24 protein-coding genes and 1 pseudogene are annotated in these 26,574 nt (G+C 42.8%); 8 read left to right on the top strand and 17 right to left on the bottom strand.

Going from position 1 to position 26,574, the window contains the following annotated elements:
• Nucleotides 1-352 precede the first annotated feature (352 nt).
• Nucleotides 353-1,792, top strand: a complete 1,440-nt coding sequence (radA, locus tag B2575_RS02845) for a DNA repair protein RadA (RefSeq protein ID WP_201502113.1) — start codon at nt 353-355, stop codon at nt 1,790-1,792.
• A 171-nt stretch (nt 1,793-1,963) separates the two neighbouring features.
• Here the strand turns inward: radA and B2575_RS13575 are convergent.
• Together B2575_RS13575 and rodA are read right to left on the bottom strand one after the other, a co-directional pair.
• Nucleotides 1,964-2,305: pseudogene (locus tag B2575_RS13575) on the bottom strand (septal ring lytic transglycosylase RlpA family protein); the annotation flags it as partial.
• 1,193 nt (nt 2,306-3,498) lie between these two features.
• On the bottom strand, nt 3,499-4,641 hold the full coding sequence (gene rodA / locus B2575_RS02835) for a rod shape-determining protein RodA (protein WP_060491182.1): 1,143 nt from the start codon (nt 4,639-4,641) through the stop codon (nt 3,499-3,501).
• Nucleotides 4,642-4,904: 263 nt separating this feature from the next.
• Between rodA and B2575_RS02830 the strand changes: the two genes are divergently transcribed.
• Nucleotides 4,905-5,849 carry a D-Ala-D-Ala carboxypeptidase family metallohydrolase gene (locus tag B2575_RS02830; RefSeq protein WP_296240061.1) on the top strand — a complete coding sequence of 315 codons (945 nt, stop codon included), beginning with the start codon at nt 4,905-4,907 and terminating at the stop codon, nt 5,847-5,849.
• A gap of 183 nt (nt 5,850-6,032) precedes the next feature.
• Complete coding sequence (locus B2575_RS02825) at nt 6,033-6,608, top strand: hypothetical protein (RefSeq protein ID WP_296240060.1); 576 nt, start codon at nt 6,033-6,035, stop codon at nt 6,606-6,608.
• A gap of 137 nt (nt 6,609-6,745) precedes the next feature.
• On the opposite strand, the gene B2575_RS02820 is transcribed toward B2575_RS02825, so the two are convergent.
• The 3 genes from B2575_RS02820 to B2575_RS02810 all read right to left on the bottom strand — a co-directional run bounded on the left by B2575_RS02820 (nt 6,746) and on the right by B2575_RS02810 (nt 10,129).
• Complete coding sequence (locus B2575_RS02820; RefSeq protein ID WP_201502108.1) at nt 6,746-8,299, bottom strand: M16 family metallopeptidase; 1,554 nt, start codon at nt 8,297-8,299, stop codon at nt 6,746-6,748.
• 69 nt (nt 8,300-8,368) lie between these two features.
• Complete coding sequence (locus B2575_RS02815) at nt 8,369-9,880, bottom strand: M16 family metallopeptidase (RefSeq protein ID WP_201502107.1); 1,512 nt, start codon at nt 9,878-9,880, stop codon at nt 8,369-8,371.
• A gap of 84 nt (nt 9,881-9,964) precedes the next feature.
• Nucleotides 9,965-10,129 (bottom strand): hypothetical protein, encoded by a 165-nt coding sequence (locus B2575_RS02810; protein ID WP_201502106.1) that lies wholly within the window; start codon nt 10,127-10,129, stop codon nt 9,965-9,967.
• A gap of 866 nt (nt 10,130-10,995) precedes the next feature.
• Here B2575_RS02810 and ftsY point away from each other — a divergent pair.
• Together ftsY and B2575_RS02800 are read left to right on the top strand one after the other, a co-directional pair.
• Nucleotides 10,996-11,907, top strand: coding sequence for a signal recognition particle-docking protein FtsY (gene ftsY / locus B2575_RS02805; protein ID WP_227690243.1), 912 nt, complete (start codon nt 10,996-10,998; stop codon nt 11,905-11,907).
• A gap of 65 nt (nt 11,908-11,972) precedes the next feature.
• The gene (locus B2575_RS02800) at nt 11,973-12,545 is read left to right on the top strand and encodes a methylated-DNA--[protein]-cysteine S-methyltransferase (RefSeq protein WP_296240059.1); all 573 of its coding nucleotides are present in this window, start codon (nt 11,973-11,975) and stop codon (nt 12,543-12,545) included.
• Between the two features lie 102 nt (nt 12,546-12,647).
• Here the strand turns inward: B2575_RS02800 and B2575_RS02795 are convergent, their stop codons facing one another.
• Nucleotides 12,648-13,397, bottom strand: coding sequence for a YebC/PmpR family DNA-binding transcriptional regulator (locus B2575_RS02795; protein ID WP_193008138.1), 750 nt, complete (start codon nt 13,395-13,397; stop codon nt 12,648-12,650).
• A 401-nt stretch (nt 13,398-13,798) separates the two neighbouring features.
• Between B2575_RS02795 and B2575_RS02790 the strand changes: the two genes are divergently transcribed.
• On the top strand, nt 13,799-14,629 hold the full coding sequence (locus B2575_RS02790) for an ion transporter (RefSeq protein ID WP_045446426.1): 831 nt from the start codon (nt 13,799-13,801) through the stop codon (nt 14,627-14,629).
• Between the two features lie 48 nt (nt 14,630-14,677).
• Here B2575_RS02790 and B2575_RS02785 read toward each other — a convergent pair whose 3' ends face one another.
• Both B2575_RS02785 and aroQ read right to left on the bottom strand, forming a co-directional pair.
• The gene (locus B2575_RS02785) at nt 14,678-15,979 is read right to left on the bottom strand and encodes an ABC1 kinase family protein (protein WP_087815946.1); all 1,302 of its coding nucleotides are present in this window, start codon (nt 15,977-15,979) and stop codon (nt 14,678-14,680) included.
• Nucleotides 15,980-16,113: 134 nt separating this feature from the next.
• Nucleotides 16,114-16,650: a type II 3-dehydroquinate dehydratase gene (gene aroQ / locus B2575_RS02780; RefSeq protein WP_201502100.1), complete on the bottom strand. Its 537-nt coding sequence runs from the start codon at nt 16,648-16,650 to the stop codon at nt 16,114-16,116.
• 477 nt (nt 16,651-17,127) lie between these two features.
• Between aroQ and B2575_RS02775 the strand changes: the two genes are divergently transcribed.
• Both B2575_RS02775 and B2575_RS02770 read left to right on the top strand, forming a co-directional pair.
• Nucleotides 17,128-17,343, top strand: a complete 216-nt coding sequence (locus B2575_RS02775) for a cold-shock protein (RefSeq protein ID WP_011513806.1) — start codon at nt 17,128-17,130, stop codon at nt 17,341-17,343.
• Between the two features lie 289 nt (nt 17,344-17,632).
• Nucleotides 17,633-18,787, top strand: a complete 1,155-nt coding sequence (locus B2575_RS02770) for a DEAD/DEAH box helicase (protein ID WP_045452864.1) — start codon at nt 17,633-17,635, stop codon at nt 18,785-18,787.
• 149 nt (nt 18,788-18,936) lie between these two features.
• On the opposite strand, the gene B2575_RS02765 is transcribed toward B2575_RS02770, so the two are convergent.
• From B2575_RS02765 to ilvA, 9 genes are all read right to left on the bottom strand, one after another.
• Nucleotides 18,937-19,839: a sulfite exporter TauE/SafE family protein gene (locus tag B2575_RS02765; RefSeq protein WP_296240058.1), complete on the bottom strand. Its 903-nt coding sequence runs from the start codon at nt 19,837-19,839 to the stop codon at nt 18,937-18,939.
• Nucleotides 19,840-20,046: 207 nt separating this feature from the next.
• Complete coding sequence (gene ccoS, locus B2575_RS02760; RefSeq protein WP_296240057.1) at nt 20,047-20,343, bottom strand: cbb3-type cytochrome oxidase assembly protein CcoS; 297 nt, start codon at nt 20,341-20,343, stop codon at nt 20,047-20,049.
• 125 nt (nt 20,344-20,468) lie between these two features.
• Nucleotides 20,469-21,242 (bottom strand): YdcF family protein, encoded by a 774-nt coding sequence (locus B2575_RS02755; protein WP_201502096.1) that lies wholly within the window; start codon nt 21,240-21,242, stop codon nt 20,469-20,471.
• A complete protein-coding gene (murB, locus tag B2575_RS02750) occupies nt 21,232-22,338 on the bottom strand; it encodes a UDP-N-acetylmuramate dehydrogenase (RefSeq protein WP_296240068.1) in 1,107 nt (368 codons plus the stop codon). Before murB ends, B2575_RS02755 begins: the two co-directional genes overlap by 11 nt.
• A 134-nt stretch (nt 22,339-22,472) precedes the next feature.
• The gene (locus B2575_RS02745; RefSeq protein ID WP_060491170.1) at nt 22,473-22,970 is read right to left on the bottom strand and encodes a low molecular weight protein-tyrosine-phosphatase; all 498 of its coding nucleotides are present in this window, start codon (nt 22,968-22,970) and stop codon (nt 22,473-22,475) included.
• 206 nt (nt 22,971-23,176) lie between these two features.
• A complete protein-coding gene (locus B2575_RS02740) occupies nt 23,177-23,617 on the bottom strand; it encodes an RNA-binding S4 domain-containing protein (protein ID WP_045453058.1) in 441 nt (146 codons plus the stop codon).
• Between the two features lie 125 nt (nt 23,618-23,742).
• Complete coding sequence (locus tag B2575_RS02735) at nt 23,743-24,453, bottom strand: FMN-binding negative transcriptional regulator (RefSeq protein WP_201605786.1); 711 nt, start codon at nt 24,451-24,453, stop codon at nt 23,743-23,745.
• A 29-nt stretch (nt 24,454-24,482) separates the two neighbouring features.
• On the bottom strand, nt 24,483-24,860 hold the full coding sequence (locus tag B2575_RS13570) for an excalibur calcium-binding domain-containing protein (protein ID WP_227678947.1): 378 nt from the start codon (nt 24,858-24,860) through the stop codon (nt 24,483-24,485).
• Between the two features lie 125 nt (nt 24,861-24,985).
• Nucleotides 24,986-26,539, bottom strand: coding sequence for a threonine ammonia-lyase, biosynthetic (gene ilvA, locus B2575_RS02725; protein WP_045446449.1), 1,554 nt, complete (start codon nt 26,537-26,539; stop codon nt 24,986-24,988).
• Nucleotides 26,540-26,574 lie beyond the last annotated feature (35 nt).

Below are 26,574 nucleotides of genomic sequence, written 5' to 3'. Positions count from 1 at the left end.
GGATGTGTTGAACATTGGACTTGTCTCGAATACATTTTTGCTAAATGCGCATCGATTAGCTCTGCGTATTTTTAAATGTTCAATACACACTTAATATCTCAACGTGTTTTTTGCGCTACTATTTACGCTGTCTGTTAGATTTATAATTTCCATTAAGTGCTCAAGACAGCGCTTGCTAATTTTCCTATATCTAGCTATTCATCACATTTAGCATCACCTCTTCTATAAGATCTAGTCCATCATACTGATGGCTAATTTATCTCAAAAATTATTCTCAAATTAACGCTTATCAGAGCGTCACGATATTTTATCAATTAATCTTGATTGGACACTTGAATAAGGTTCATACGTTATGGCAAAAAATAAGAGCAGTTATGTCTGTCAGCATTGCGGCGCGCATTTTGGCAAGTGGGCAGGGCAATGTACCGATTGCGGTGAATGGAATAGCTTGGTCGAAGCACCAAATGTGAGCATGCCGCATCACAATAAAAACGTTTCTAAACCAGCAGCAAATCGATCAGCCTCTCGTGAATTAGGTGGTGCACCATCAGGAAATTATTCGGGTACGCATAGTGCGGTCATGCCGCTTAATGCTGTGAGCGTAACGCTAGACACACGCTTACCAACTGGTATTAGTGAGTTTGATCGTGTACTTGGTGGAGGATTGGTTGCTGGTTCAGTCGTTTTAATCGGCGGTGATCCTGGTATCGGTAAATCGACGATTTTGCTGCAAACTGCGACTAATATGGCACGTGCCGACTCGTTGGCAGGTAGCGCCTTGTATGTGACTGGTGAAGAATCATTGGCACAGGTTGCTATGCGCGCTAGGCGCTTAGATTTACCGGCTGATAGATTACGCGTACTGGCCGAAACCAATGTAGAAACTATTTGTGCCGCCTTGACTCAAGAGCAGCCCGCCATCGCTATTATTGACTCTATTCAAACCATTTATACGGATGCAATCAATTCTGCACCTGGCGGCGTCAGTCAAATTCGAGAGTCTGCGGCCATCTTGACTCGCTACGCCAAACAGACTGGCACCGCGCTATTCTTAGTGGGTCACGTGACCAAGGAAGGCACGCTCGCAGGGCCGCGCGTTCTTGAACACATGGTTGATACGGTCTTATATTTTGAAGGTCAATCAGACTCACGTTTTCGGATGATTCGTGCCGTTAAAAACCGCTTTGGTGCCGTCAATGAATTAGGTATTTTCGGTATGACAGATATGGGGCTGAAAGAGGTCGCCAATCCGTCAGCGATATTTTTGAGCCGCTATGACAAACCCGTTGCTGGATCTGTCGTCATGGTCAGCCGCGAAGGCACACGACCCTTGTTGGTGGAGGTACAAGCGTTAGTCGATGATTCGCAAGGCTCACCTAGACGAATGGCATTAGGATTGGATTTTCAGCGTCTGTCCATGCTGCTGGCCGTCATGCATCGTCATGGCGGCATTCATACCAGCGGACAAGATGTGTATGTCAACGTCGTCGGTGGTGTCAAGGTTATAGAGACGGGATCTGACTTAGCAGTATTGTTGGCTTGTGCTTCAAGCATTAAAGAAAAAGCGTTGCCATCGTCATTGGCTGTATTTGGTGAAGTGGGATTGTCGGGTGAAATCCGTCCTGTACCGAACGGTCAAGAACGTTTAAAGGAAGCGATGAAACATGGATTTAAGCACGCCATTATTCCAAAAGCCAATGCGCCTGCTAAGGATGCTCCTCAATTTAAAGGCATCAATGTGATTGCCGTTGAACGTCTCGATGATGCTATTGAAAGTGCATTTGAACTGTAAGGTGTAAGGGTTAATCATTTTGATTACACCTTGTTTTATAAGTTATTGCTAAGCGCTACAGCTTTATTTGTAGCCTAATGGATACAATAAACTGAAACTATAAAAAAGCGCCTAACACTGATGTGTTAGGCGCTTTTTATGCTCTAATACAAATAGACTGTTTTTTTAGAATTATGGTCCTGAAACGCGCTCAATAGCAACATTACCCACACCTTTACCCGTAATACCGAGTTTTTTGGCAGCACCATAAGACAAATCTAACACACGGTTACCATGGAATGGACCACGATCATTCACTTTTACCACGACGCTTTTACCATTGGTCTTATTCGTGACTTTAACATAGCAATTCAATGGCAGTGAACGATGCGCCGCTGTCAAACCATTCATATCGAATGTTTCACCACTGGCTGTTTTACGACCATGGAATTTACGACCATACCAAGAGGCTAGGCCTGTTTGCTTAAATTTACTGACCGAATTAGACGCTACAGCTGTCAGACGCTCTAATACATCTTCATCATTGGTCAGTTGAGAGGTGTCACTGGCTAACAGCGAGCTGCTAAGTGCCAACGAGGTTGGTTGGCGTGCTGACTTCACCAAACTTGATGCGCCATCATGCTGACGGCTAAGCTCACCAAGTACACGATCGATATGGGAGGCGTTATCTTGTGAAATCATCGCAAGAGAGGTTTTGGCTTCTACAGCATTTGCATTAGTAGCAACTGCGGAGCCCGCAAACAATACTGCTGACATGGTAAGTAAACCAGATAAACGCTTATTCATAGATACCTCTATAACTTATACTTTAAAATCTAACTCTAATAGTTCTAGACTGAGCGTGGCAATGTTAGACCAATCTAACAGCGTCACAAACTCTAAAGCCGCATCATCAATATTTTTTTCATATAATTATTGATACTAAACGGGGCTTTTATAGATTTTAAGGTATGGTAATTTTTCATTTTATTATCATAAGCGGGTCAGGATAATACGACCAAAGATACTTATGAAACGCTCAAATGACAGCTAACGATATTAGTAGAATACCCAATCCGAATACAAAGGTTGAGTATAGAGTCCGCTATATGTGCTATTTACAAACTTTCTAACATTGCTAAATTAATAAAGGTTTTAGAAGGCATTGCGTGTGTCTTTGTTATTAAACCGTTAATTAAGTAGTGTATTTGAAAGCTTGGAATCTACAATTCGCTAACTATACGTACGAGCTACAACCAAAATATAATTAAATGCAAAGTTTATTAGTAGCTATGTACGGGTTATGTATCAAAGTACAGTTAAACGAGGTTAACGCAATTATTTGTAAAAAACAAGGATTAAAATCTATCAGTACCAATTGGCAACGAAGTGTTTTAATGAGAGGAAATATAAGGGTGTTTTTAATTATTTCAATTAAATCAATGGCTTGTATTTATTATCAAAAGTAGATAGGAGGGTTTTTATGGCAAGTTATAGGACTTGCCATAAAATGATGAAACAATAAAATTTGTTAGAAACCCTTAATTTGTTGTTGATTTACATTTATTTTCAACCATTTTGCATGTAACAACATTCTAAATGAAGGCTTTAATTGGCTGATTTATCCGCCTTATGACTTTTATATAGCGTATGTTTTTTTGATTTTTAATATGAATAGCATTAAGTAAAGTTTGAGTGTTCATTAGAGAATCACTAGTAACTTTGCATCAATTGGGCTTGTGAGTGTGAATCGACATAAGTAGTCCAAATCCTGCCATCAAAGTAACGATCGCAGTACCGCCATAGCTAATGAAGGGCAGAGGAACGCCGACGACGGGTAAAATACCACCAACCATACCCACATTAACGAACACATAAACAAAGAAAGACATGGCAATTGCACCCGCTAGTAATCTACTGTATACATCAGGGTGGGTGAAAGCGATGTATAAGGCGCGCAGGAGCAAACAGGAATAAATGAACATTAATAAAATCACGCCCAACAAGCCAAACTCTTCTGAAAAAGCCGCGATAATAAAATCAGTATGACCTTCTGGTAAAAAATGCAAATGCGACTGCGTGCCTTCTAAATAGCCCTTACCAGTGAGTCCACCCGCACCGATGGCGGTTTTTGACTGAATGATATTCCACCCAGCCCCTTGTACATCGGCTTCAGGATTGAGCAGTGTTAAGACACGTGTACGCTGATAATCATGTAATAGAAAATTCCAAGCAATCGCAATAAGCGGTATCGCTAATATGGCGGCAGCTGAAATCAATCGCCAAGACAACCCTGCCAAAAAAAGCACAAAAATACCACTGGCTGCCACCAATAGCGACGTCCCAAGATCAGGTTCTTTTGCAATTAATAATACAGGGACGATGATTAAGGCTAAGGTAATGACAATGCTAGATAGAGAGGGCGGTAGATCACGCTTGGATAAAAACCAAGCACACATCATTGGCATCCCAAGTTTCATAAATTCTGAGGGTTGCACGCTGCCAAACCCTGGTAAATTAATCCAGCGCTGAGCACCCATACGTACTTCACCGATGATATCGACCAATACCAATAAAATTAATCCCATTACATAAAAGATAGGTGTAAAAGTGCGATAAAGGCTAGGCGGTATCTGTGCCATGATAAACATAACCGTAAAGGCCACACCATAGCTGACCATTTGACGTAATACCATACCGACATCTTGACCGGCAGCACTATATAAAATTGTCAAACCAATGCAGCAAACCGTCAATAAGAGAAGGGTCAACCATGGATCGATATGTATACGCTGCCATAACGATGGTGCATGGCCTTGGCCTAAATGATGGCTCTGACGTGAAAAACGGTATTGCGGATTAGAAGACATAGGCAAAGTGTGTCTGGCAATTGAGGTAAGAGGGAAGTTTCAAATCAAATCAACATTTAAAGGTAATCGCACCATATCTATATCTATGCAAGTAAAATATCGTAGATAAAGTAACACATAAGAAATAAAGTCACATAATTATAAAAATTATAAGGATAAGTGTTAATTACCAATAACACGCCTCTGATTAGAGGCGATAGTTTAGCTTGCTTGCTGAAAATTTGATAGTATCGATAAAACGTTTTTAGCGGTAGCTTGTTGCAATGACCAATACAAAAAAATATCCTTATAGGCAGATTCACAAGCCTATGCTTGCACTACTCATGTGTGCCAGTAGCATCTCTATTCATGCCGCTATTATCAGCGACAATAGTGAACGCCGTATCCAAGTACGTCAGGGTAGTAGCAGTAACGCTCACATCAGACCTTCAACGAATACTACAAGCTATAATTCTGGCGTTACCATGCTGAGTGGCGATAGCATGCAAGGATTGATTGCTCAAAAGCAGCGTGATTTTGATTTCGATGACAGTCTGTCTATTGAAGAAAATAAGCGCATGAATGTCAATCGGCGCGCGCCTGCTTATAATACAACTTACAGTAATAACAGCTACAGCACTGCGAATAATACTTACAATAGTACTTATACTGATTCTATTAGTATGGATTTTAACGCGTGGTTGAATAGCAATAGCTACCGTGCTAGGCAAGTAGCAGATTTTCAACGCTACCTAAATTCGCGGGTAGGCGCACAAAATGTACCGCCTATGTCGCAGTTGCTCACAACAGCGCGAAGCTGGAGCAAATGTGGTTATGAGCCTTATCAGTTACCACCGCAAGAGTTATGGGCAAATATCGTCCCAACATTACGCTTGTACGGCGAATTGAAGCATCAAGGAATTCTACCTATCAGTAGTGAGATACGCTCGGTATATCGTAGTCCTGGTCTTAATGGCTGTGCAGGTGGCGCCGATAGTAGCAAGCATATGAATGCCAGTGCTATCGACATCTGGGTACCAGAGTATGAAGATAACTTATGGCGGCTCAGTACGATGCAAGATGGCCTATGCCAGTTCTGGCAATATCAGGGTCAATCTCATAATTTCGGTTTAGGGCTATATGCTACGGGTGCGATACATCTAGACACGGATGGTTATCGTAAATGGGGCTTTAATCATGCCAGTAGCTCATCTTCGTGCCGTTATTAAGTCATTTATGATCTATTAAAAAATCAAATAAATATGAGCCAGAGGTAATTAAGTTAGAGTAAAAGCGCTATAATAATACTGATGAAAGGCAGCGCTAAATGATAAATAGTTTAGCATTAAAAAACTATGGCTAATGATCATTTAGTTTATGAAATCACATAGCGTCTATTGTAAGTAGGATTTATGAAGAAGCGGTATTCAACGATGGTGAAAACACATAAGTCTGATAAGCCAAAAAAAGCGTTTTTGCAATCAAATAACACATATATGGCTTTGTTTGGTTCAGTCTTGCTATCTCTTTTATTGGTCAGTGCTTGTAGCCCAGAAACGTTTTCTGAACAAGGCTCTCTAACAGCCGAAGATTCTGCTACTGATCCTGACAGAAACTTACAGGACGTTGAAGATATTGAAGATAATATTAAGAACTCTTATGCTCGTCTGGCTTCAAAGCGCTCAGATATCTGTCCAAAACTCATACAAGAAGAAGTAGGTAGTCAGGTCGTTGAGCGTACTGCAGAAGTGATGGTGAATAATCATTGTGATTATTTCTTATACCCACGGAGTGGTCAGCAGATCTCGGTTAGCATTAACGACAGTCAAATTGAAGCGCTACTGATAGTGCCAGCCCTGCATGATTTCGCCAATGGTGATTATAAAGTAGACTCTTATGACAAGCACGTGATTCGATTGACCTATAATGGTGCAACTTATAAGCCTGAAAATTTCATGTATGACGTGGCAGTGACTATTTCTGGTTAAGAGCATTATTTTTTGTATGGATAACCCATTATCGACTTTTAGTACCACTCATAAACAGTGCTACTCATAATTTATTACCACTCATAAAGAAATGCTTGGCAATACTAAATAGTGTTGCCAAGCATTTCTTTGTGCGGCTATTTATTGGTCTTTTTATCTTTCCAAGGATCCTCTTGTCCAACGGTGACAATCAGGAAATCATCAGGCTTAAGGGTATCTTGCATGGTTTGATTGACTTCTGATAGCTTTACTTGATCAACACGTTTGACATAATCAGTCAGATAGCTGTTTGGTAATTGATAAAAATTCATCATCCCAAGTAAGCCATTAATTCCCGCATTGCTCGCAAAACCCATCGGAAAGCTATTTTTAAGATTGTCCGTCGTTAAGCGCATCTCAGTGCTGGTAATACCTTTTTCTAAAGTGTCATTGATAACGGCTAAGCTGGCATCAATGGCCGCGCGCGCCTTGTCATTACGCGTTGAAAAACCGATTTGGTACGGTCCTCGTGCCAGCATGGGATTCATAGAGCCTGATATGCCATAAGTGTAGCCCAAGTTTTGTCTAATCTCAGTCATGAGTCGCGCATTAAAATCACCGCCTGCAAGTACCTCATTACCAACCGCAAAGTTGGTTTGCTTCTGCTGAGACTGGGGATCGGTGGCGCGCTTATCTCCCAATTGTCCCATGAGTACGGTGGTTTGAGTACTTGGAAAGGGGATATGAATGTGCTTGGCTTGGCTCAGTGGTTTTGGTTCAGGCAGCTCAGTTGCAGGCTGACCCTTCGGTAATTTGCTAGTGATATCTTCCGCAAGTTTTTTTGCCTGTCCTAAGGTTAGATTACCAGTGATGGCAACAGAGGCATTAGCTGCGACTAAGTAGCGGTTTTTGAAATCTATCAGCTGTTGCTTTTCGATAGTAGGAACGCTTTCAAGCGTACCCGCTGATGGATGGGCGTAAGGATGCTCGCCATACAATGCTTCGCTAAATGCGATGCTAGCAAGGCTGTTGGGATCTTGTTTTTGCTGCTGCAAGCCAACCAATAATCGTGCTTTATTACGTGCTAGGATGCTGTCGTCAAAAGCGGGTTCGCTGAGCATCTGAGTCATTAAATCAACGGCTGGAAGTAGATGCTTATCATCAGATAAGCTACGTAGCGACACAATAAACATGTCTTTATAAGCACTACTATTTAGATTGATGCCCAAGGTTTCAACAGCGCGAGTAAATTCATTTTCGTCTAAGCGTTTAGAGCCTTGTGTCAACATAGTGGCAGTCATATTAGCAATACCAAAGCCTGTATTACTAATACTGCCATCACGGGCGCTACCAGCGTTAAAACGCAAGTCGATATCGACAATCGGTAAGGCTGTTGTTTGTACAAAACGTACGGGAACGCCTACCTTGGTTTTGAACTGCTGAATCGTTGGGATGGTAACGGTTAACGGTTTATCATCGTCAAGGCTGGTTAGCTTTGATAATGCGGCAATCGGTGCGCTGGTATCCACTGTCGCAGAGCCACGATATTCTTCAGCACCTGTTGTGTTTGCTTGTGCTGTCATCGTCAACGTTGTTAGACCTAGCAAGATGCCAACACTAAGATGCGACAGTTTTTGCATGGTGGCGGTTGCTGATGGTATTGAGCTGTAAGATTTTTTTCTATTTTGCAACAAATCACTATTTTGAGTCATGGTTTTCTTCTTATAAATAAGGTCTTTATGATTGGCACTTGTATCGAATAAAGAGCTAACACGACACGATTATTTCTCTGTCGCTGCTTGGCTTTTAGGTGGGATGACATGCATCACTGTTAAATTATCCTTTACCAAATACTTTTTGCTAGCAGCTTGTATGTCAGTAATCGTCACGCTATCGAGTTTGGTGGGCAATTCAGCAAGCAGCGTATCGTCAAGACCGATAGACTGTAATGAGCCAATCATCTGCGCCTGACCTTCCATACTGTCTTGCGCATAGACGAGCCCTGTGACCGTATTGGTTTTGGCACGCTCGATTTCATCGGCGGCGATGGGATCGGTTTTGAGCTTTTCTATTTCAGCCATAATGGCTTGTTGTGCTTGCTCTAAGCTGACACCTTCACGTGGAGTCGCTTGTATTAAAAACAGTCCATCGCCACGATCTAGCAAGTCATATGAAGTGCCCACCGTGGTCAGTAGACCTTGCTCGCGTATCAATCGACTTTCAAGGCGGGCAGAGAGACCACCGTCTAATACATCTTGAGCAAGTGAGAGCGCATAAGCTTGTTTTTCATTAGCTGCGCCGGCGGTGACGAGACTGGGTACGTTATAACCCATTAATAATACTGGTACTTGTACGGCTTGCTCGGAGTCGACTTTCTGATAGCCACGGAAGCCTTTTTGACTGACGGCAGGACGTTTAGGTAGATCGCTTGGTGTTAGCTCACCAAAGTAACGTTTGACTTGAGCCAACACTTCTTGCGGTTTAACGTCGCCAACGACGACTAACGTTGCATTGTTTGGTGCGTACCATGTTTTATACCAGTCTTTTAAATCTGTAAGGGTAATGGATTCAAGCTCATCCATCGGACCAATGACGGATTCGCCTTTTGGACTATTCGGGAGCGCCAATAAGCGAAATGACTCATAAGCCTTGGCAAGTGGATTATCATCAGTGCGTTGGCGGCGCTCTTCCATGACCACTTGGTGCTCTTTGGTAAATTCCTGCTCATTGAACAGTAGGTTTTTCATACGATCCGCTTCTAGCTCTAATGCCAAAGGAAAACGGTTGGCAGGGAATAGCTCGTAATAGCCCGTATAGTCGTAGCTGGTAAACGCATTATTGACGCCGCCAAATTTAGCAATCAAGCGCTCATAGTCGTCGCTCGAAACGTTAGTAGTGCCTTTAAACATCATATGCTCAAGCAAATGCGAGATGCCTCCTTTATCCAGTGGCTCATCTGCTGACCCAACTCGATACCAGATTTGAGTCATTACCACAGGTGCGCGATGGTCTTCTTTTACCACTACCTTTAGACCGTTTTCTAATTGATATTCGTGTCGACCTGACATGTCCATGGTCAATGCTGATGAGGGCTGAAAGTCTTGACCTGATTTCGCGGTATTTAGCCCATCTTTACCCAAGGTATTTTGAATGACGGGCTTCTGAGCAGCCGACAAGGTGTTGGCGCTGATAGTACTGGTTTGGCAAGCAGCAAGAGTCGTTGCTATTGCTAAGGCACAGGCAAGACGTAGAGAGGCGGTAGGTAAGGGCAACGGTGATAAAGGCAGTGGCATGGTATATTCTACTTATATAAAATGGCAACTTGTAAATTGATCAGTGGTTAGATCACTCTCAATACTAGCGATAGATAGCAGGTTTTATAAAGATTTATGTGCCCCAACCATCACACTGGCTGTTGGCTTAAATTCTTGGGTGGTATTGCATCCTGTCGCAGATAGCACCAGTGTCGCTACTAATAAAGCTGCGCTGATGCTGATTGCTTTTTTACCGTACGTTTTGTCAGTATTAGATAGTAATGGCATAGATAATTCCCAAAAATGAGGGTTGAGTAATCGATAGTGAAGTAATTGGTAAGCTTTGGAATAAGGCTTGCTCTACAATAAACTCTGGTAGAGTAGGCGAAGTTTAGCATGTGCAAGGTCAGATTTTTGTTGCCAAATCTTAAGCGAAACTTTCTAAAGGGATGGTGTGACTTGCCAGATTTGCAAAAATTGACGATAGGCTATGATGGTAAGGTCTGAGCACAACTCGAATTATGATAAACTAGGCTAAAAATTGACTGTCGTGGGTCATGACCCATGGCAAAAACATGACGATATACCGACCCATTTAAAATAATCAAATAACTGACCGTGATAACTTTTAGGGCAAGCTTATGAATAACTCCAATAATAGCAGTCGTGTAATCATTAATCTCGATGGCAATCTTGATGACCTAGATGACGATGATATTACCTTACCCAGTCTGCCTTCGCAATCTGTGCCCATTATCGATGAGAAAGAAGATGCAGGCTCTATCCAAGCGCCCAACGATAAAAGCATCGAAGATCAGCAAAAAGACAGCACAATAAACAAAGATGTCTCAAGTGCTGATGCGGCACAAAACATTGCTTTGGGTGCGCCAATTGTGAGGACAGAAGAGCAAAGCACGTCTAAAAACGCCTCTGAAAGCTTTATAAGCGCTTCTTCAGCTGATAACGATAATAATAAAAATATTGATACTAAGCTTAGCACTATTTCTACTGCCCCAACCATGCCATTACAAGAGCAGCTTGGGGATAGCCCAAATGTCAGTCCTGCGAGTAGTGCGGTAAAAGCGACCACTCAACCAGAAATCGAATCTACAGAGCTGCAAGAAAACAAGAAAAAAGGCAGCTGGTTTAACCGCATGAAAACGGGGCTAAGTAAGTCGCGTAAAAATCTTGCCGAAGGTATGGTCAGTATTTTGATCGGTGGCAAAGAGATTGATGATGAGCTATTAGAAGAAGTTGAAGATCAGTTATTGGTTGCCGATATCGGTGTCAATGCGACCAATCGTATTATCAAAAGTCTGACCGAGCAGACAGACCGTGGCGATTTGATTTATGCGCATTCATTATATAAAGCGTTGCAAACTGAACTGGTTGATATTTTAACGCCAAAAGTTGCACCACTCATTATTGATACGAGTAAACAACCTTTTGTGATTTTAGTTGTGGGTGTCAACGGTGTCGGTAAAACCACGACAATTGGTAAACTTGCCAAGCGCTTACAAAGCGAAGGCAAATCCGTCATGTTGGCGGCTGGCGATACCTTCCGCGCTGCTGCCACTGAACAGCTGCAAATTTGGGGTGAGCGTAATAACATTCCAGTCGTCGCTCAAGGTCATGGCTCTGACAGCGCCTCTGTTATCTTTGATGCCATGCAGTCTGCCAAAGCAAAAAATATCGATGTATTAATCGCTGATACTGCTGGACGCTTGCAGAATAAAACCCATCTGATGGCTGAGCTTGAAAAAGTGGTACGCGTCATGCGTAAAGCGGATCCAAGTGCACCGCACGAAGGCATGATTGTACTCGATGCAGGTACTGGTCAAAATGCGATTAATCAAGTAGAACTCTTTAACAAAGTTGTACCATTAACCGGTATTACCATTACCAAACTAGATGGCACTGCAAAAGGTGGTGTGGTGTTCAATATTGCCGAAACGACGGATGTGCCGATTCGCTATATTGGTGTTGGTGAGTCGATTGATGATTTGCGTGCCTTTAGTCCAAAACAATTTGTCGCCGCCTTATTTGAGACCGATGATAAAGAGTAGCGCTCGATAGGTTGTCTTAGTCGATGAACGATTTTTGAAAATATCATCATTTGAAAGGAAGCATCATGATAGTCACCACAGCCGCTTTTGGAGCACACCAGCTAACGTTAATTGCGAGTGTCAATGAGCATAGTCGTCCTCAGCTGGTTGAAGTCAACTGGCTGCAAGCGGGTGACTCTTGGCACAGCTCAAAATCTATTCCTAAACTTAAAAAGCATTATGGTATTGACGATCAGAGCTTTACGTTTATCAATGAGGACAGCCTAAGCGAAAATAAGCCTGTCCAAGCGCTACTCATAGAGACTATAGCGCAATTAAAATCGTATTTTAAAGGTGATCGTCAGGCATTCGATTTGCCATTAGATATAAGCTTAGGAACCAAGTTTCAGCAACGAGTTTGGCAAGCGTTACAAGATATTGGCTATGGCGAAACAATAAGCTATGCGACACTAGCACAAAATGTCGCTAGTCCCAAGGGGTTTCGCGCGGTTGCTAATGCTAATAGTAAAAACCCTTTTAGCATTATCGTTCCGTGTCATCGTGTCATTGCTAGCGATGGCAAGCTTGGTGGTTATACAGGCGGACTAGATAAGAAAACATACTTGCTAGCGCTTGAAGGTGTCACTTGCAAAACCTAGTAGGAGCGAAGCATTCGTCACATATTGCTAAACAAAAAAAGGCCAAACGTTTTAAACGTTTGGCTTTTTGATGTGTGAGACATAAAGGGTTGCGGGATAAAACTATTGCTCAAGTTGGGTCATTACCGCATCTGAGAAGTTTACATTGCTATAAACTTCTTGCACATCATCGATATCTTCTAACATATCAATCATCTTCATGACTTTTAGCGCATCATCGACATTGTCTATTTCAGCACTGGTAGACGGTGCCATGGTCACTTCAGCATTGTCAGAGACCAAACCTGCAGCATTAAGCGCATCTTTGACGTGACCGAAATTTTCCCATTCAGTGATGACGAGCAAGCTTTCACCATCATTCTCGATATCAAGCGCGCCTGCATCTAATGCCACTAGCATGACTTCATCTTCTAGGCTTGTATCATTAAAGATGATTTCACCGCGCTTATTAAATAGATAAGCGACCGAGCCAGTAGTACCTAGATTGCCTTCATTTTTGGTAAAGGCGTGGCGTACTTCACTGACTGTTCGGTTAAGATTGTCAGTCAAGGTTTCGACAAGTACTGCAACGCCGCCGATGCCATAGCCTTCATAGCTTACTTCGTCCATATTGTCATTGTCATCACCGCCTGTACCACGAGCTACTGCACGGTTGATGGTGTCTCGCGTCATATTGACAGATAGGGCTTTTTCAATGACAGCACGTAGGCGCGGATTCTTGTTAGGGTCAGGATCACCTTGCTTGGCAGCAGAGACAATTTCACGAATAATTTTAGTGAATACTTTACCTTTTACCGCATCCTGACGGGCTTTACGGTGTTTAATATTTGCCCATTTTGAATGGCCTGCCATATAACATCCTTAAGTTTTGCGTATTATTTATTGTGCTTAAAACAAATGTTTAATAACAATCTTTTACTATGAGTGTGTCATGAATGAGCGTATTTATACATTTTAAGATTTTTCAATCTGCATGATGACACACCTCAGATCACCTGTTTCTATGATATAGCTTGCACTATCTCTTTGAAGTAACAGAGCTACCGACACGTTAACGATTTGTATTTTGTTGAGAGTGCTTTTTTGCTACACTGTGGCAACTTAGTGATTGTATTCACATGTGACCTGTGAGCAATATTATAAACCAATTTTATCTATTTTGACTAACTTGGCCTTATCCAGCGTATTTTAAATCATTGGTTGCCATCAAGCCATTGATTTTATATCGCTACTGACTCGATACTACTGACTATATGAAGCAACCGACGGCTGAAGCCATTACCCACCTGCGCAACCGCATTCATATTATTATTGAAGGCACAGATACCCGTTTGGGTAAACTTTTTGATATTGTATTATTGATTGCGATTTTGACCAGTGTGGCTGTGGTCATGCTTGACAGTGTGCTATACATGCGCCTGCAATATGGCACTATATTCTTTTATGCTGAATGGTTTTTTACCATTTTATTCACGATAGAGTATGCGCTCAGGTTGTTTTCAGCACCCAACCGCGTGCGTTACGTCTTTAGTTTTTTTGGGGTAGTTGATTTATTGTCTGTGCTACCAAGTTACCTAAGCCTTATGTTTGTGGGGGTACAGTATCTATTAGTGATACGGGTTTTGCGTATTTTACGTGTGTTTCGCGTTCTCAAGCTCAAAGCCTATATGCAACAAGCGGGATTTTTGGCCTCGGCGCTTAAAACCAGTCAGCAAAAAATCACGGTATTCTTTTTGTCGCTGGTATTATTGGTCACGATTTTCGGCTCGATTATTTACGTGGTAGAAGGTCCTGAAAATGGCTTTACCAGTATTCCACTGTCTATCTACTGGGCAGTCGTCACCATGACCACGGTCGGTTACGGTGATATGTCACCCAAAACACCGCTAGGTCAAGCGATTGCGAGCATGGTCATGATTACGGGTTATTCGATAATTGCAGTGCCAACGGGGATTTTTACTTCTGAGCTGGCACGTAATATGCGTCCGCAACTCAATCCCGTCACCTGTCCTAATTGTGGCAAGTTCGGTCATGCCATTGCAGCAGAATTCTGTGATCGTTGTGGACACGCTTTGCATATTTAGCCGTGTTTGTGCGTTGTCTGCTTTCGTAAATGTTTATATTTTATATCGTTATATATCAATGTATTCACTAACGAGTGGTGATAAGTCAATCTCAACACCGAGGTTGACCAAGTTCCAGTATTGTCCTGACACTGTGCGATCTAGCATCATGGTGGTTGCAGAAGGTTGGAATTGACCAAAGTACTTCAACGACGTCCGCATTTGAGCAATGACTTCGTGATGAACCTGACTTTGACCAAAATCAAAAGCGCCTTGTTGATAAGGTTGAATAGACAGAGGCTTTAGCCCAATGGATAGCCATTTTTCATAAAACTCTCCAGGGATATTTTTATCGTCATCACGGCGAATATCAAGAGCGATGAGGTCCTGCTCAAGGGCAGTCACATCTCCTTTAATGGCATGCTTGGCAAAACGGCGGAACAATTGAACTTCGCTGTCACTATAGCTACGAATGCCGCCAAAATCATAAGCCACCACACTGCCATCTTTGCGAAAGGCAAAGTTGCCGGGATGTGGGTCACAGTGCATACGGTATAAGCCAAATAGTTGTCCTGCGGTAAAGTGGAACAGGCGCTTGGCTATGTGTTGTTTGATGTCATTGTCCCAAGTCGCCGCGACGGTTAGGGTTTCTCCCATCTCTTCTGTTAAGGTTAAAATCCGTTTAGAAGAGTGGCTGCTAATGACTTTAGGAATAATAAGACCTTTGTCTTCTGCATGAAATGCGCCAAACACTCGCAAGTTATGCGCTTCTTTAATATAGTCCAATTCATCATGTAAACTTTGGCGAATCTCGTTGAACAGTTGCTCTTGCAACTGTTTGCTCATATTGAGCACACCCGCGATTTTCAGTGCCATGCGTACTTGTTTGAGATCACTATCACAGTTTTCATCGACATCAGGATATTGAACTTTAACCACCACTTTTTGACCAGATGGCAAAACGGCTTTATGCACTTGACCGATGGAAGCCGCCGCAAACGGTGTTTCTTCAAATTCGCTAAATAATTCTGTAACAGGCGCTTTAAGCTCGCGCTCAATTTGTGCACGTATCTGTGCATACGGCATGGGCGGCGCATCTTTTTGCAGCTTTTCTAATGCTGTCGCCACTTCTGGTGGGAACACGTCTTTATATTGCGAGGCAATTTGCCCGACTTTCATCACCGCGCCTTTCATTTCACCCAACGTTTCGGCTATCTGAATGCCCACATCTTGCATCAGCTCTGAGCGTGCTTGCAAACGTTTTTCTTCGTCACTTGAGAGGTGCTTAAATGAGTTTTTAGCTGCTTTGCCGGCAATGCTTGCTGTCATGCCAGCCAATTTCATAAAGCGCTTTCCAGACGATTTTGCCATTCATATCACCATATAGTGGGTTGTTTGCTCAGCCATAATTTTAGTATTTTAGTCAAACAATTGCTGTTTAACTCGTGTGCTATTGATAAAGCATAGTTATACAATTCATGATTTTCGGTTATCAGGATTAACCATTAGTCGCTGATTGTGACAGAGTAGAGGCTATCAAGCCAGTAGGACAATGCCATTTGATAACCCAGATGCCCCAAACCACAAATAACACCGACGGCGACATCGCTTATATAAGAATGATGGCGAAAAGGTTCGCGCGCGTGCACATTGGATAAGTGCACCTCGATAAACGGTTTTTGTGTGGCCAAGAGCGCATCACGTAATGCAACCGAGGTATGAGTAAAGGCGGCGGGGTTAATGATAATGGCATCTACTTGGAGGGCGGTATCCGCTAAAAGTCCATGATATTGAATGTCATCTATCAGTTTACCTTCATGATTGGATTGTATACATATCAATTCAATACCGTGCTGAGCTGCGCGTGCGATCAGACGTTCCTCGATATCTGCTAGTGTCGTATGACCATAAATTTCAGGTTCGCGCTTACCCAATAAATTCAAATTGACCCCATTGACGAGCAATAACTTATGAGTGAGTGTTTTATCGGCATTTTTCTTTGAAGGCGTGACGGTTGGTATAGACTGAGAAGGAGAGGTCATAATGGTCTCTATAACGATGAAACGAGGTTGAGGATTTATTATTTGTTATAAGGTTTAGATACTGTATAAGCATGAAATGGCATAAGCGTAAAATTGCACAGTTTAATCAAACCTTTCTCTTTATGATAACAGCTTGATGACGAGGTTATAAAAAAATTACATGAAAAATAAAGCTAAAGCCAAAAAATCATGTTAAAAGTCTTTATGTTGCTAAAAACCCGTGCTATGATATTTTTTATGCAATAATTATTGCAATTTTGTTGCTACTGCCGAAGTAGAGCAATCAGTAAGGCAGTCGTTATGTTTGTAAATACTCACTGTGTTGCTACATACCATTATTTGCTATAGATGCGGTATGTAGGTGATAGTAGTGAGGATAGTACTCTTAAGTTTTTGATTTCATCATCTTAGATCCCGTTTATATGCAATGTTGCAAAGGAATTTGGGGCTAAGCGGACTTTTTTAGGAAGCAATATTATGTCAGCTCGTGAGCAAGGTATCGTTAAGTGGTTTAATGACTCAAAAGGCTTTGGCTTCATTCAACGTGACAGCGGAGAAGATATTTTTGTCCATTTCCGCGCGATTCAAGGTGATGGCTATCGTTCTCTAAAAGATGGCGAAAAGGTCGAATTCAGCGTGGTAGAAGGTGATAAAGGCCTTCAAGCTGAAGAAGTCAGAAAAGTAGAAGAGTAATCTATCCAGTCATTAGAGCGGTTTAGCTATAATGTCTGTAGACACTACTGATATACTACTGAGTCAAGCCCGTTTTATCTTACCCATGTTGAGTCAAAATCAGCATGTTTGGTGGGATTAGGCGTTAGGCTTGGCTTTTTTTATGCCCGTATCTCAGTCAGCTATATATAGATTTCATATTGTTGCTGCTTAATTTAGATAGCAATATAACGGGTTATCATGAGCCTATTTATCATGAGTCTACTTATTATTAGTAATGAACAAGTGATTAATTTAAAAGGATATTTTTTTGAGTAATTTTACCACGTTTACTGATTTGCCACTTTCAGCACCGACCTTACGTGCCGTAAGCGATCTAGGTTTTACGGCATTAACGCCCATTCAAGCACAAATATTACCGCATACGTTGGCAAATCAAGATGCTATTGGACAGGCGCAGACGGGTACTGGTAAGACGGCAACCTTTCTATTGACTATTATGGAGGCATTACTCAAGCGTCCTTTTACTAATGATGAAGAGCGTTATTTGGGTGAGCCACGTGCCGTTGTTATGGCGCCCACTCGCGAGCTTGCTCAGCAGATATTTGATGATTGTATCGCTTTGACCAAATATACTTCGCTACACAGTGTTTGTATCATGGGTGGCACCAATTATGAGACTCAGCAGCATGAGCTTGAGCGTCAATACGTTGATATTTTGGTCGCGACACCTGGTCGTCTAATTGATCTTGCCAATAAAGGCATGGTCTATTTAGATCGAGTGGAAGTACTGGTGTTAGATGAAGCAGATCGCATGCTGGATATGGGTTTTATCCCTGACATCAAGCGTTTGGTCGGTCGGATGCCAGCCAATACAGACCGTCAAAGCTTACTGTTTTCTGCCACCTTTAACCAAGATGTGATGAATCTAGCCTATCGCTGGTTGCATGAGCCGCAGTTTGTTGAAATCGAGCCAGAACATAAAACCAGTGAGTTAGTCGATCAGCACTTTTACTTACTGACAGAAGATCAAAAATTAGAAGCGTTGCAGCGTATCATCAGTGATACGGCAGTGGATAAAGTAATTGTCTTTGCCAATCGTAAAGACCAAGTCAAGCGTCTCTATCATAAGCTGCGTCAAGCGCATAAAATTGTGATGTTGTCAGGCGATGTCATTCAACAAAAACGCGAAAAGTATTTACAGCGTTTTAAAGATGGTCATGCTTCTATCTTGGTGGCAACTGATGTCGCAGGACGCGGTATCCATGTCGATGATGTTAGCCACGTGGTTAATTATACTTTGCCTGATCAGCCAGATGATTACGTGCATCGTATTGGTCGTACGGGTCGTGCTGGACAGACAGGCATCAGCATTAGTTTTGTGAGTGAAGATGATGCTTTTAATATTCCCGCGCTAGAGAAGCACTTAGATACTAAGTTTACCCTTGAGCAGTGGCAAGAATAGTGATTTATAAGCCGTCAGTTCTACTATAGTGTAAAGCTGTCGGAATCATAAAAGCCCTCAACGTCATGATTGATGTTAAGGGCTTTTTTATATGGCAGATTTTGATTTTAAATGATTTTAGATTTTAATAATATCTATTATCGATGATTCTATTGAGCCTGTTCCATCATTTCAGAATGTTCATCGTGGTTCATGTTGATCGCGCCATCACTCATATCATGCATACTATGATCCATACCTTGGGGAGTTGTGCTGTTATCAGTTGGCATCATATGATGGCTGCTGTGATCCATATTTGTATCCATCGGCATATCCATCATTTGTGAATCGCTCATTTGCATATGATCGCCTTGCATGGTGGACATATCATGGCCCCCATGCATGCTAGACATTGCTATAGGGACAAACACAACGGCTAAGCCAGATAATACCATGACAGCACCATTAAGCTGTCTCAAGCGAAAACGTCCAATCTTGTCACGTAACCAGCCAACGGTTTCGTGCGTGGCGACTAGCATCGGTACGGTTCCTAAGCCAAACACAAACATGAGTGCTGCACCGCTTAGTGGATTGTGAGCGACCACTGCAAGTAATAATGCACCATAAACCAATCCGCAAGGCAAAAATCCCCAAAGCAGTCCAGCCGTTAATGCTCGCGGAAAGGTATTGAGTGGAAATACTTTTTGACGAAGTGGGCTGAGATATTGCCAAAATCGCATACCAAAACGCTCAAGATTTTTTAAAAATGGTGCGCCAAGCATGGTCACGCCGACGAACACTAACACCAAGCCTAGCAAGATACGTGGCGTACTATTACCTTTCATTAAGGGTTCTAGCACAGTGGTGCCAATCAGGCCTGCCATCAAACCCAAAAATGCGTAACTGGTTAAACGACCTAAATGGTAAGTTGCCACAAGAGCACGGCGCTTGGTAGGGCTGACGTCTTTCATCGATAGCCCAAATGCTGTCACCAGACCGCCACACATGCCTAAGCAATGCGGTGAACCAAAAAATCCCATCAGTAGTGCCGCAACAAGTAAAGCGGTGGTCATGGGGCGATTCTCCTAAAAAATGAAAAGCAAACCTACGCATACAATCGGCATTTAACCAACACTTAACAGTAGGCTGCGCAGATAGTCCAAGCCTTGATAAGTGGTTACGGCATCCACCTCGTTCAATGTACTAAGTCGTACTATTTGCGCTCGGTTGCCATATATTACACTTTAAATAGCTTCTACTATAGATAAGGTGGCTCAATGCTAGCTTTTTGGCTGTTTATCAAGGTCAGCATGATCAATTGACTCTGTATCAGGATGGCTCACCTTATCATCAGCGACTATATCAGTCACTGTGGTATCGTCATTCTGCGAAATAGGCGCTGAGTAATCATGAGCCTGTATGGTTTGCCGTCGCTCTTGGCGATCATCCAATATGATGCGCTGTGATGCATTGTCCAAATCTTCAAACTGGTTTGATTTGACCGCATAGCGTACCGCCCAAATGGCAACCACAAACAGCATGAGACTTAATGGAATTAACAAAAATATACTGAGCATGGTAACTCTCTTAAATAGCATTTTCTTTTATTATTATACACTCATCACAAGTATAGTGGATGACCGGTAGTGATTAGGGTAAGTTCTCAAAAGATATTGAACTGGCTACCTGCTGGTATTGAACTTTATTCGTCAGGTTTTTTTGCTGCGTTACCTCTAGGGGTTAACAGCTGCTGTGAGGTCACGTCGTTGGCATGACGACAATTCATTTGAGGACGTATCACATCGCGTAAATAAGCAGCAACCTCATAAACAGCGCGTCGAGAATGACTTAAGTTTTGCGCAGGTTTCATCCAGTCACGGCTCACTGGTAAAGGGGCGCTAAGTGGTGTGCTATTGATACCGTTTAAGGCAAACTGTCTACGAGCACGTGCCATATGGTAGCTGTCAGTAATGAGATACACATGATGCAGTGGAATACGTTTGGCGGTAAAACGCGCATTTTCGCAGGTATTCATACTGGCATTTTCACTTATCAGCCCATCAATACCATGCTCAATGAGCCATTGACCAAGCCACGGCGCTTCAGCACCGCTTAGTACAATAGGTAGGGGTAAGTCGTGATAAGCGCTGGCAGCGGTACGGGCACGGTTGAGGCTGTAGCTATTAAGAATAATCTGATTGTCATGATCGTTGGTTAGTCCGCCGCCTAACACCACATAAGCGGTAGGCGGTGAACTCAAGGCAGCAGAGGGTAAACTGGGCAATGGCAAAAGCGTAAATAGATAAACAATCGCTTGGGAGAACAGCGGCGTGAATAGGCTGATGAGTACTAAAATAACAGTCGTTGAACCAAGTAAAAAGGTAATATTAATAATGCGAAATAGCTTTATCATACGCTCAGCTGAACGCAGGTAATAACGCCATAGTCGCTTAGATAATAGCCGCTTAGACCACATGCTCATCATACCCAATAGAGCCGTCAGTATTTACCCAAACTGGCTCACGCGCTAACTGAATCGCAAATTTTTCATAAACCGTATCGACGATATGTCGTTGGGCATCTGCTACATCATCTTGAGTGGCGTGATAAGGGGCATGATTGGTCAGCACCAAGGCTTGCTGCTGATGGGTGACAATCGGTGCAATACCCCCACCTTTTAAGCCTGTCTGTTCAATCAACCAGCCTGCCGCAACCTTTACCATGGCATCAGGCATAGCGTAGCCGACGATAGCAGGGTAGGTTGATTGTAAAGCAGTAAAGTGTGATTGAGGAATAATGGGGTTTTGAAAAAAGCTACCACAATTTGGCAGTTGCTTGGGGTTAGGGAGTTTCTGTCGACGAATATCGATAATCGCTTGCATGATATCCGCAGGCACTGGCTGCGTACGATCGTCTTGCTCGGCATAGCGTTGTGCAACGGTTTGCACATCACCATAGCTGGTTAGGATTTTGGTTGCATCGGTATGTAATCTGAATCCAACACAGCTGATTAACCAAGTATTAGGCGCACGTTTAAAAATGCTGTCACGATAGCCAAACTCGCAGTCCGTGGCTGTGAGATGATGCCAAGTTTGAGTGGGTAAGTGATAGGCTCGTACATACTGTAAGCAGTCTTCTAGTTGGACACCATAAGCACCGATATTTTGTACGGGTGCCGCACCAGTTAGCCCCGGGATTAGTGCCAGATTTTCTAGCCCATACCAACCTTGACTGACCGTATACACCACCAAGTCATGCCAGTTTTCACCTGCCATTACTGCGATATCGACGTGGCTATCTGTCTGAGCGGTTAGGCTGATGCCGCGCATTTGGGGCTGCAATACGATAGCATTCAGATGCGCTGGCAATAACACATTACTACCGCCAGACAACACAAATAATGGCTTGTTTTTCGCTATGTCTTTTGTATAATTTGCCATAAAATCGTCAAGCTGTGCTTCAGTCGTCAGTGTCACGACAGTATCCGCGACACAGGCTAAGGCCATGGTATTACCATGTGACAAATCGACTAATTCACGGGTCAATAAGCTCGCTGGCAAATCAGTGGTCATGGCAAATTGAGTACTAGAATCCAAGCGTGAAACTGAGGTCATAACATGGCCCATGTGGCAGATAGATAATGGATTACACAGTGTTTATTATAAAGGATGAAAGATATAAAGGTGGTAGAAAGTTAGCTTTATCGTTAGCAAGCTTTCCAGCTTTCAATCCACGCTTGTGCGCTTGACTCAATACGCTCAATTACCTCTTCAAAGTCGTCACCATCGCCTTTATAAGGATCTGGCACATCGTCGCCGCCATAAGTAGGATCTTCCTCACTAAATAAAGCCAACTTAGCCAAATTATCTTCTGTTTCTATTAAGCTGTCTTTGATGGCTTGTAAATCAGCTAAATTCTGTGTATCCATCGCTAGAATTAAATCAAAATTACGAAAGTCATCGGCACTGACTTGGCGGGCGATCAGTTTATTGATTTTATAACCATGCGCTTTTGCATGGCGTTGCGAGCGAGTGTCGGGCGCATGACCAATATGCGAGTCACTCGTTCCTGCTGAATCTACTTTGATTGACAATCCAGCAATCGCTGCTTGCTGACGAAAGACTTCTTCAGCCGTTGGCGATCGGCAAATATTTCCCAAACAAACCAATAATACAGAAGACGGAGTACAGGTTTTCATCAGCATAATATGACCTTGTATAACAAAAAAACATGCTATAAGAGACCGGCATGTTGGTGCGGCTTTTATTAGCATGCAATTAATTAAGTAAATCGGCCGTCAGCGTAACGGTTAATGCCTTGAATGGCAAGAGTAGAAGCTAAACAATACGGTCATCTGTTCACGAATTTTCGATGATATTATTTATAATCTAAGGTCGTGCTTTGACCAGCTTATTCTTGTTTGTGCTTAAAGCGTTGAAGGTCACGGCGCTCTTTTTTGTTGGGTTTATTATCGGGCCGTGCAAGATTGGCAAGTTTGCGCTGCTCAGCATGATAAGCGCGGCGCTCTTCGCTTTCTTCAGTCTCTGAATACAAAACTTCAGCAGCGAGCGCATTACCACGTTGCGCCGTTAGTGCTTCAACGACGACGGTCTTTTCAGTCATGGCAGTGGCTGAGCCTTGACGAATCTGTAGTTCATCGCCAACCATAATCTCTTTACTGGTCTTTACGCGGCTACCCGCATAATGTACCCGTCCGCTTTCGATGGCTTCTTTGGCGAGATTACGTGTCCGATAAAATCGTGCTGCCCACAACCACTTATCGAGACGCATACGCACGACATCAGGTTGGCTATGGCTAGGCTGATTGTGGTTTTTGTTGTGTTTACTCATCAAAACCTCATAGATATCCATAAAGTAAGATAATATTAATGGTGCTTTTTTTGCAAATTGAAAGAGCCTTGCGCTATCAAAATGTTTAAAAATAGATTCTTATGGTAAAGAGAGAAAGTCTCGTCTTAGCCATTATTCTGATTGGCAACTTTCATCGCCATTTCTGCCGCATCATTTGTCTTTAACTGCGCTAAACCGTTAATCACACCTGTGATATTTTCTACGGTTTTATTTTGGCTTAATTTAAATTGGGCTTGTATAGAATCGATGGGCAGCTTAAAGCCAATAATCCCTCGGCACATAGCATCGATATAAGTAGCAGGTGCCTCATCTAATGACCAAGGATGGTCGGATAGCACCTCTTGCTGCGCAGTCATGGTTGCTAATATCCATTTCAGCGTATCGGTGTCTTCAAGCAGTTCAATTTTGGATTGAATATGGACGCTTTGATAGTTCCAAGTGGGCACTTCTTTATGGGTTTTCGCTTTACTAGGATACCAGTTGGGGCTGATATAATGTCCAGAATCTTGAAAAATAATTAACCACGCAGTATCTGGTAAGGCGTTCCGATAAATAGGGTTTTTACGACCGAAATGACCGTAAAGATAGCCGTGCTGAGCATTAGAGTTAATATCAGAATCAGAATCAGAATCAGAATCAACACCAACACCAACACTAGCATCAGGCATAAAGTTATCGTTATGCCAGAAGAGCGGTATATGGCAGGCTTCGATGCCATCTTTGGTTTGAGCAACCAAGGTCGCTAAGGGGTTGGCTGCGATAAATCCAATGATATTTTCTAGGTTTTCTTCGGCAAAAATAGCAGGAATATGCATGCTGTTCTCAGTTTATATTTGATATAAAATCAGCGACACCACTGCTGCTCACATGGGATACCATCATTATTACCATCCATTTTGGTATTCGGGCAGTGTTGTACAAAGTAAGTGGCTTCTGCGCATGACGTCATCTGAGAGCAATGCTTTCTGCCATCACAGGTAAAGCTTGATGCTGACGACGTGAGTACTGGTTTTACTGCCGAGACTGATGTTGACGTTGCATCTGAATCGACGTACGTTGGCGGTATGTCATCCAGATCAGTTGAGGTAAAAGCAGCGTCAACTGGAGTATCAGTCGCAACGTCAGCAATAGGGTTACTGGTCGTGTTTTTAGGTTGCAGCATCTTATAACCCAAAAGTGCTAAAACCAGTAATAATACAAAGATCAATATCTTTTGAGTCACACTTTACCACCTCATCATGGTCGCTATGAATTAATGAAAGCTACTAATGCATAATCACTGTTCATTCATCAATGGCGGCTTTTTAGTGATTAACAAACAGCCATTGATGGATTGATAGTCTATTTTTATTTCAAAAATAATTGATAGCCAATATTGTCATTGAGCATGGTGCAGTCATAGCCGATATCGAGTAACGCGTCTTGTAATTGACGAGAGTTACCCTCAGACGCTTGCAAACCGACCAATACGCGACCCTCGGCGGCACCATGATTGCGATAATGAAACAAAGTGATATTAAAGTCATCACCCAGTTTTTCTAAAAACTTCAGCAATGCCCCTGGACGTTCAGGGAAAACCACACTTAATAATTGCTCGTTTGCAACATGCGCATGACCACCAATCAAATGGCGGATATGTGATTTGGCAATATCATCATCGGTCAAATCATGAGCTGTATAGCCATCAGCTGCCAATTGGGTGCGAATGGTTTTACGCTCTTTGTCGCCTTCTTTTAGTGCGATACCGACAAATATTGATGCAGGTTCCATAGAGTCAGGTGATTTTTTACTATCGGCGCGATAATTAAACTCAGTGATATTGCGTCCATGTAAGCTACGGCAGAAATTTAAGAAAGCGCCTGTCTGCTCAGGAATCGTCACACCAAAGATGGCTTCTTTTTTCTCACCAATTTCAGTACGCTCAGCGATATAACGTAGGCGGTCAAAGTTCATATTGGCACCGCAAATAATACCGACGCAGTTTTTACCTTGCAGATTATGGGCTTCGATATATTTTTTCATACCAGCAACGGGTAACGCGCCCGCAGGCTCAACGATACTGCGATTTTCTTCAAAGATGTCTTTAACCGCCGCACATACTTCGTCATTGGTACAAGTCACCACTTCAGGCTCGACTAAAGGACCTGATTTATCACTCTTTTGCATGCGGACAATTTCAAATGGCAATTCGCCGATTTGAGCAACTGCCACGCCATCGACGAACAGTCCAACTTGCTCAAGCTTAACGCGCTCATTGGCTTCAAGAGCCGCTTTAAGAGAAGCTGATTGCTCTGCTTCCACCGCAATCACTTTGACATGCGGCGCAACTTCGCCCAAAAATGCCGCGACACCTGAGATGAGACCACCACCGCCAACCGCGACGAACACATAATCCATATTGCGCCATTGCTGAGTTAGCTCAAGACCAATGGTACCTTGTCCGGCAATCACCAATTCATCATCGTAAGGTGGGATAAAGGTCAGACCTTCTGTTTCAGCGCGATTGATTGCATAACGGTTGGCTTCATCGAAGCTATCACCATACAAATCGACATTGCCGCCAAGCGCCTTTACTGCATCTACTTTAATGTCAGGTGTAGTGGTGGGCATCACGATGATATTGTTTAGGGCAAGTTTACGGGCAGAATAAGCAACCCCTTGGGCATGATTACCTGCTGAGGCGCAAATGACGCCGCGTACTTTTTGCTCATCACTTAACTGACTAATTCGATTATAGGCACCACGCAATTTAAAGGATTTGACCGGTTGCAAGTCTTCGCGTTTAAAACGAATGTCATTAGCAAAACGTTGGGTCAGCTTGGGTGCCGCTTCAAGTGGTGTTTGAATTGCCACGTCATAGACGGTGGCTTGCAAGATGGCTCGTACCCAATGTGACAACATAATGTTCCCTAATAAAAAGTGTGGATGAATAGAAA

The sequence above is a fragment of the Psychrobacter sp. UBA6739 genome (genome assembly GCF_002453835.1).
GTDB classification, from domain to species: Bacteria; Pseudomonadota; Gammaproteobacteria; order Pseudomonadales; family Moraxellaceae; genus Psychrobacter; species Psychrobacter immobilis_A.
This window is presented reverse-complemented; position numbering and strand designations above follow the sequence as displayed.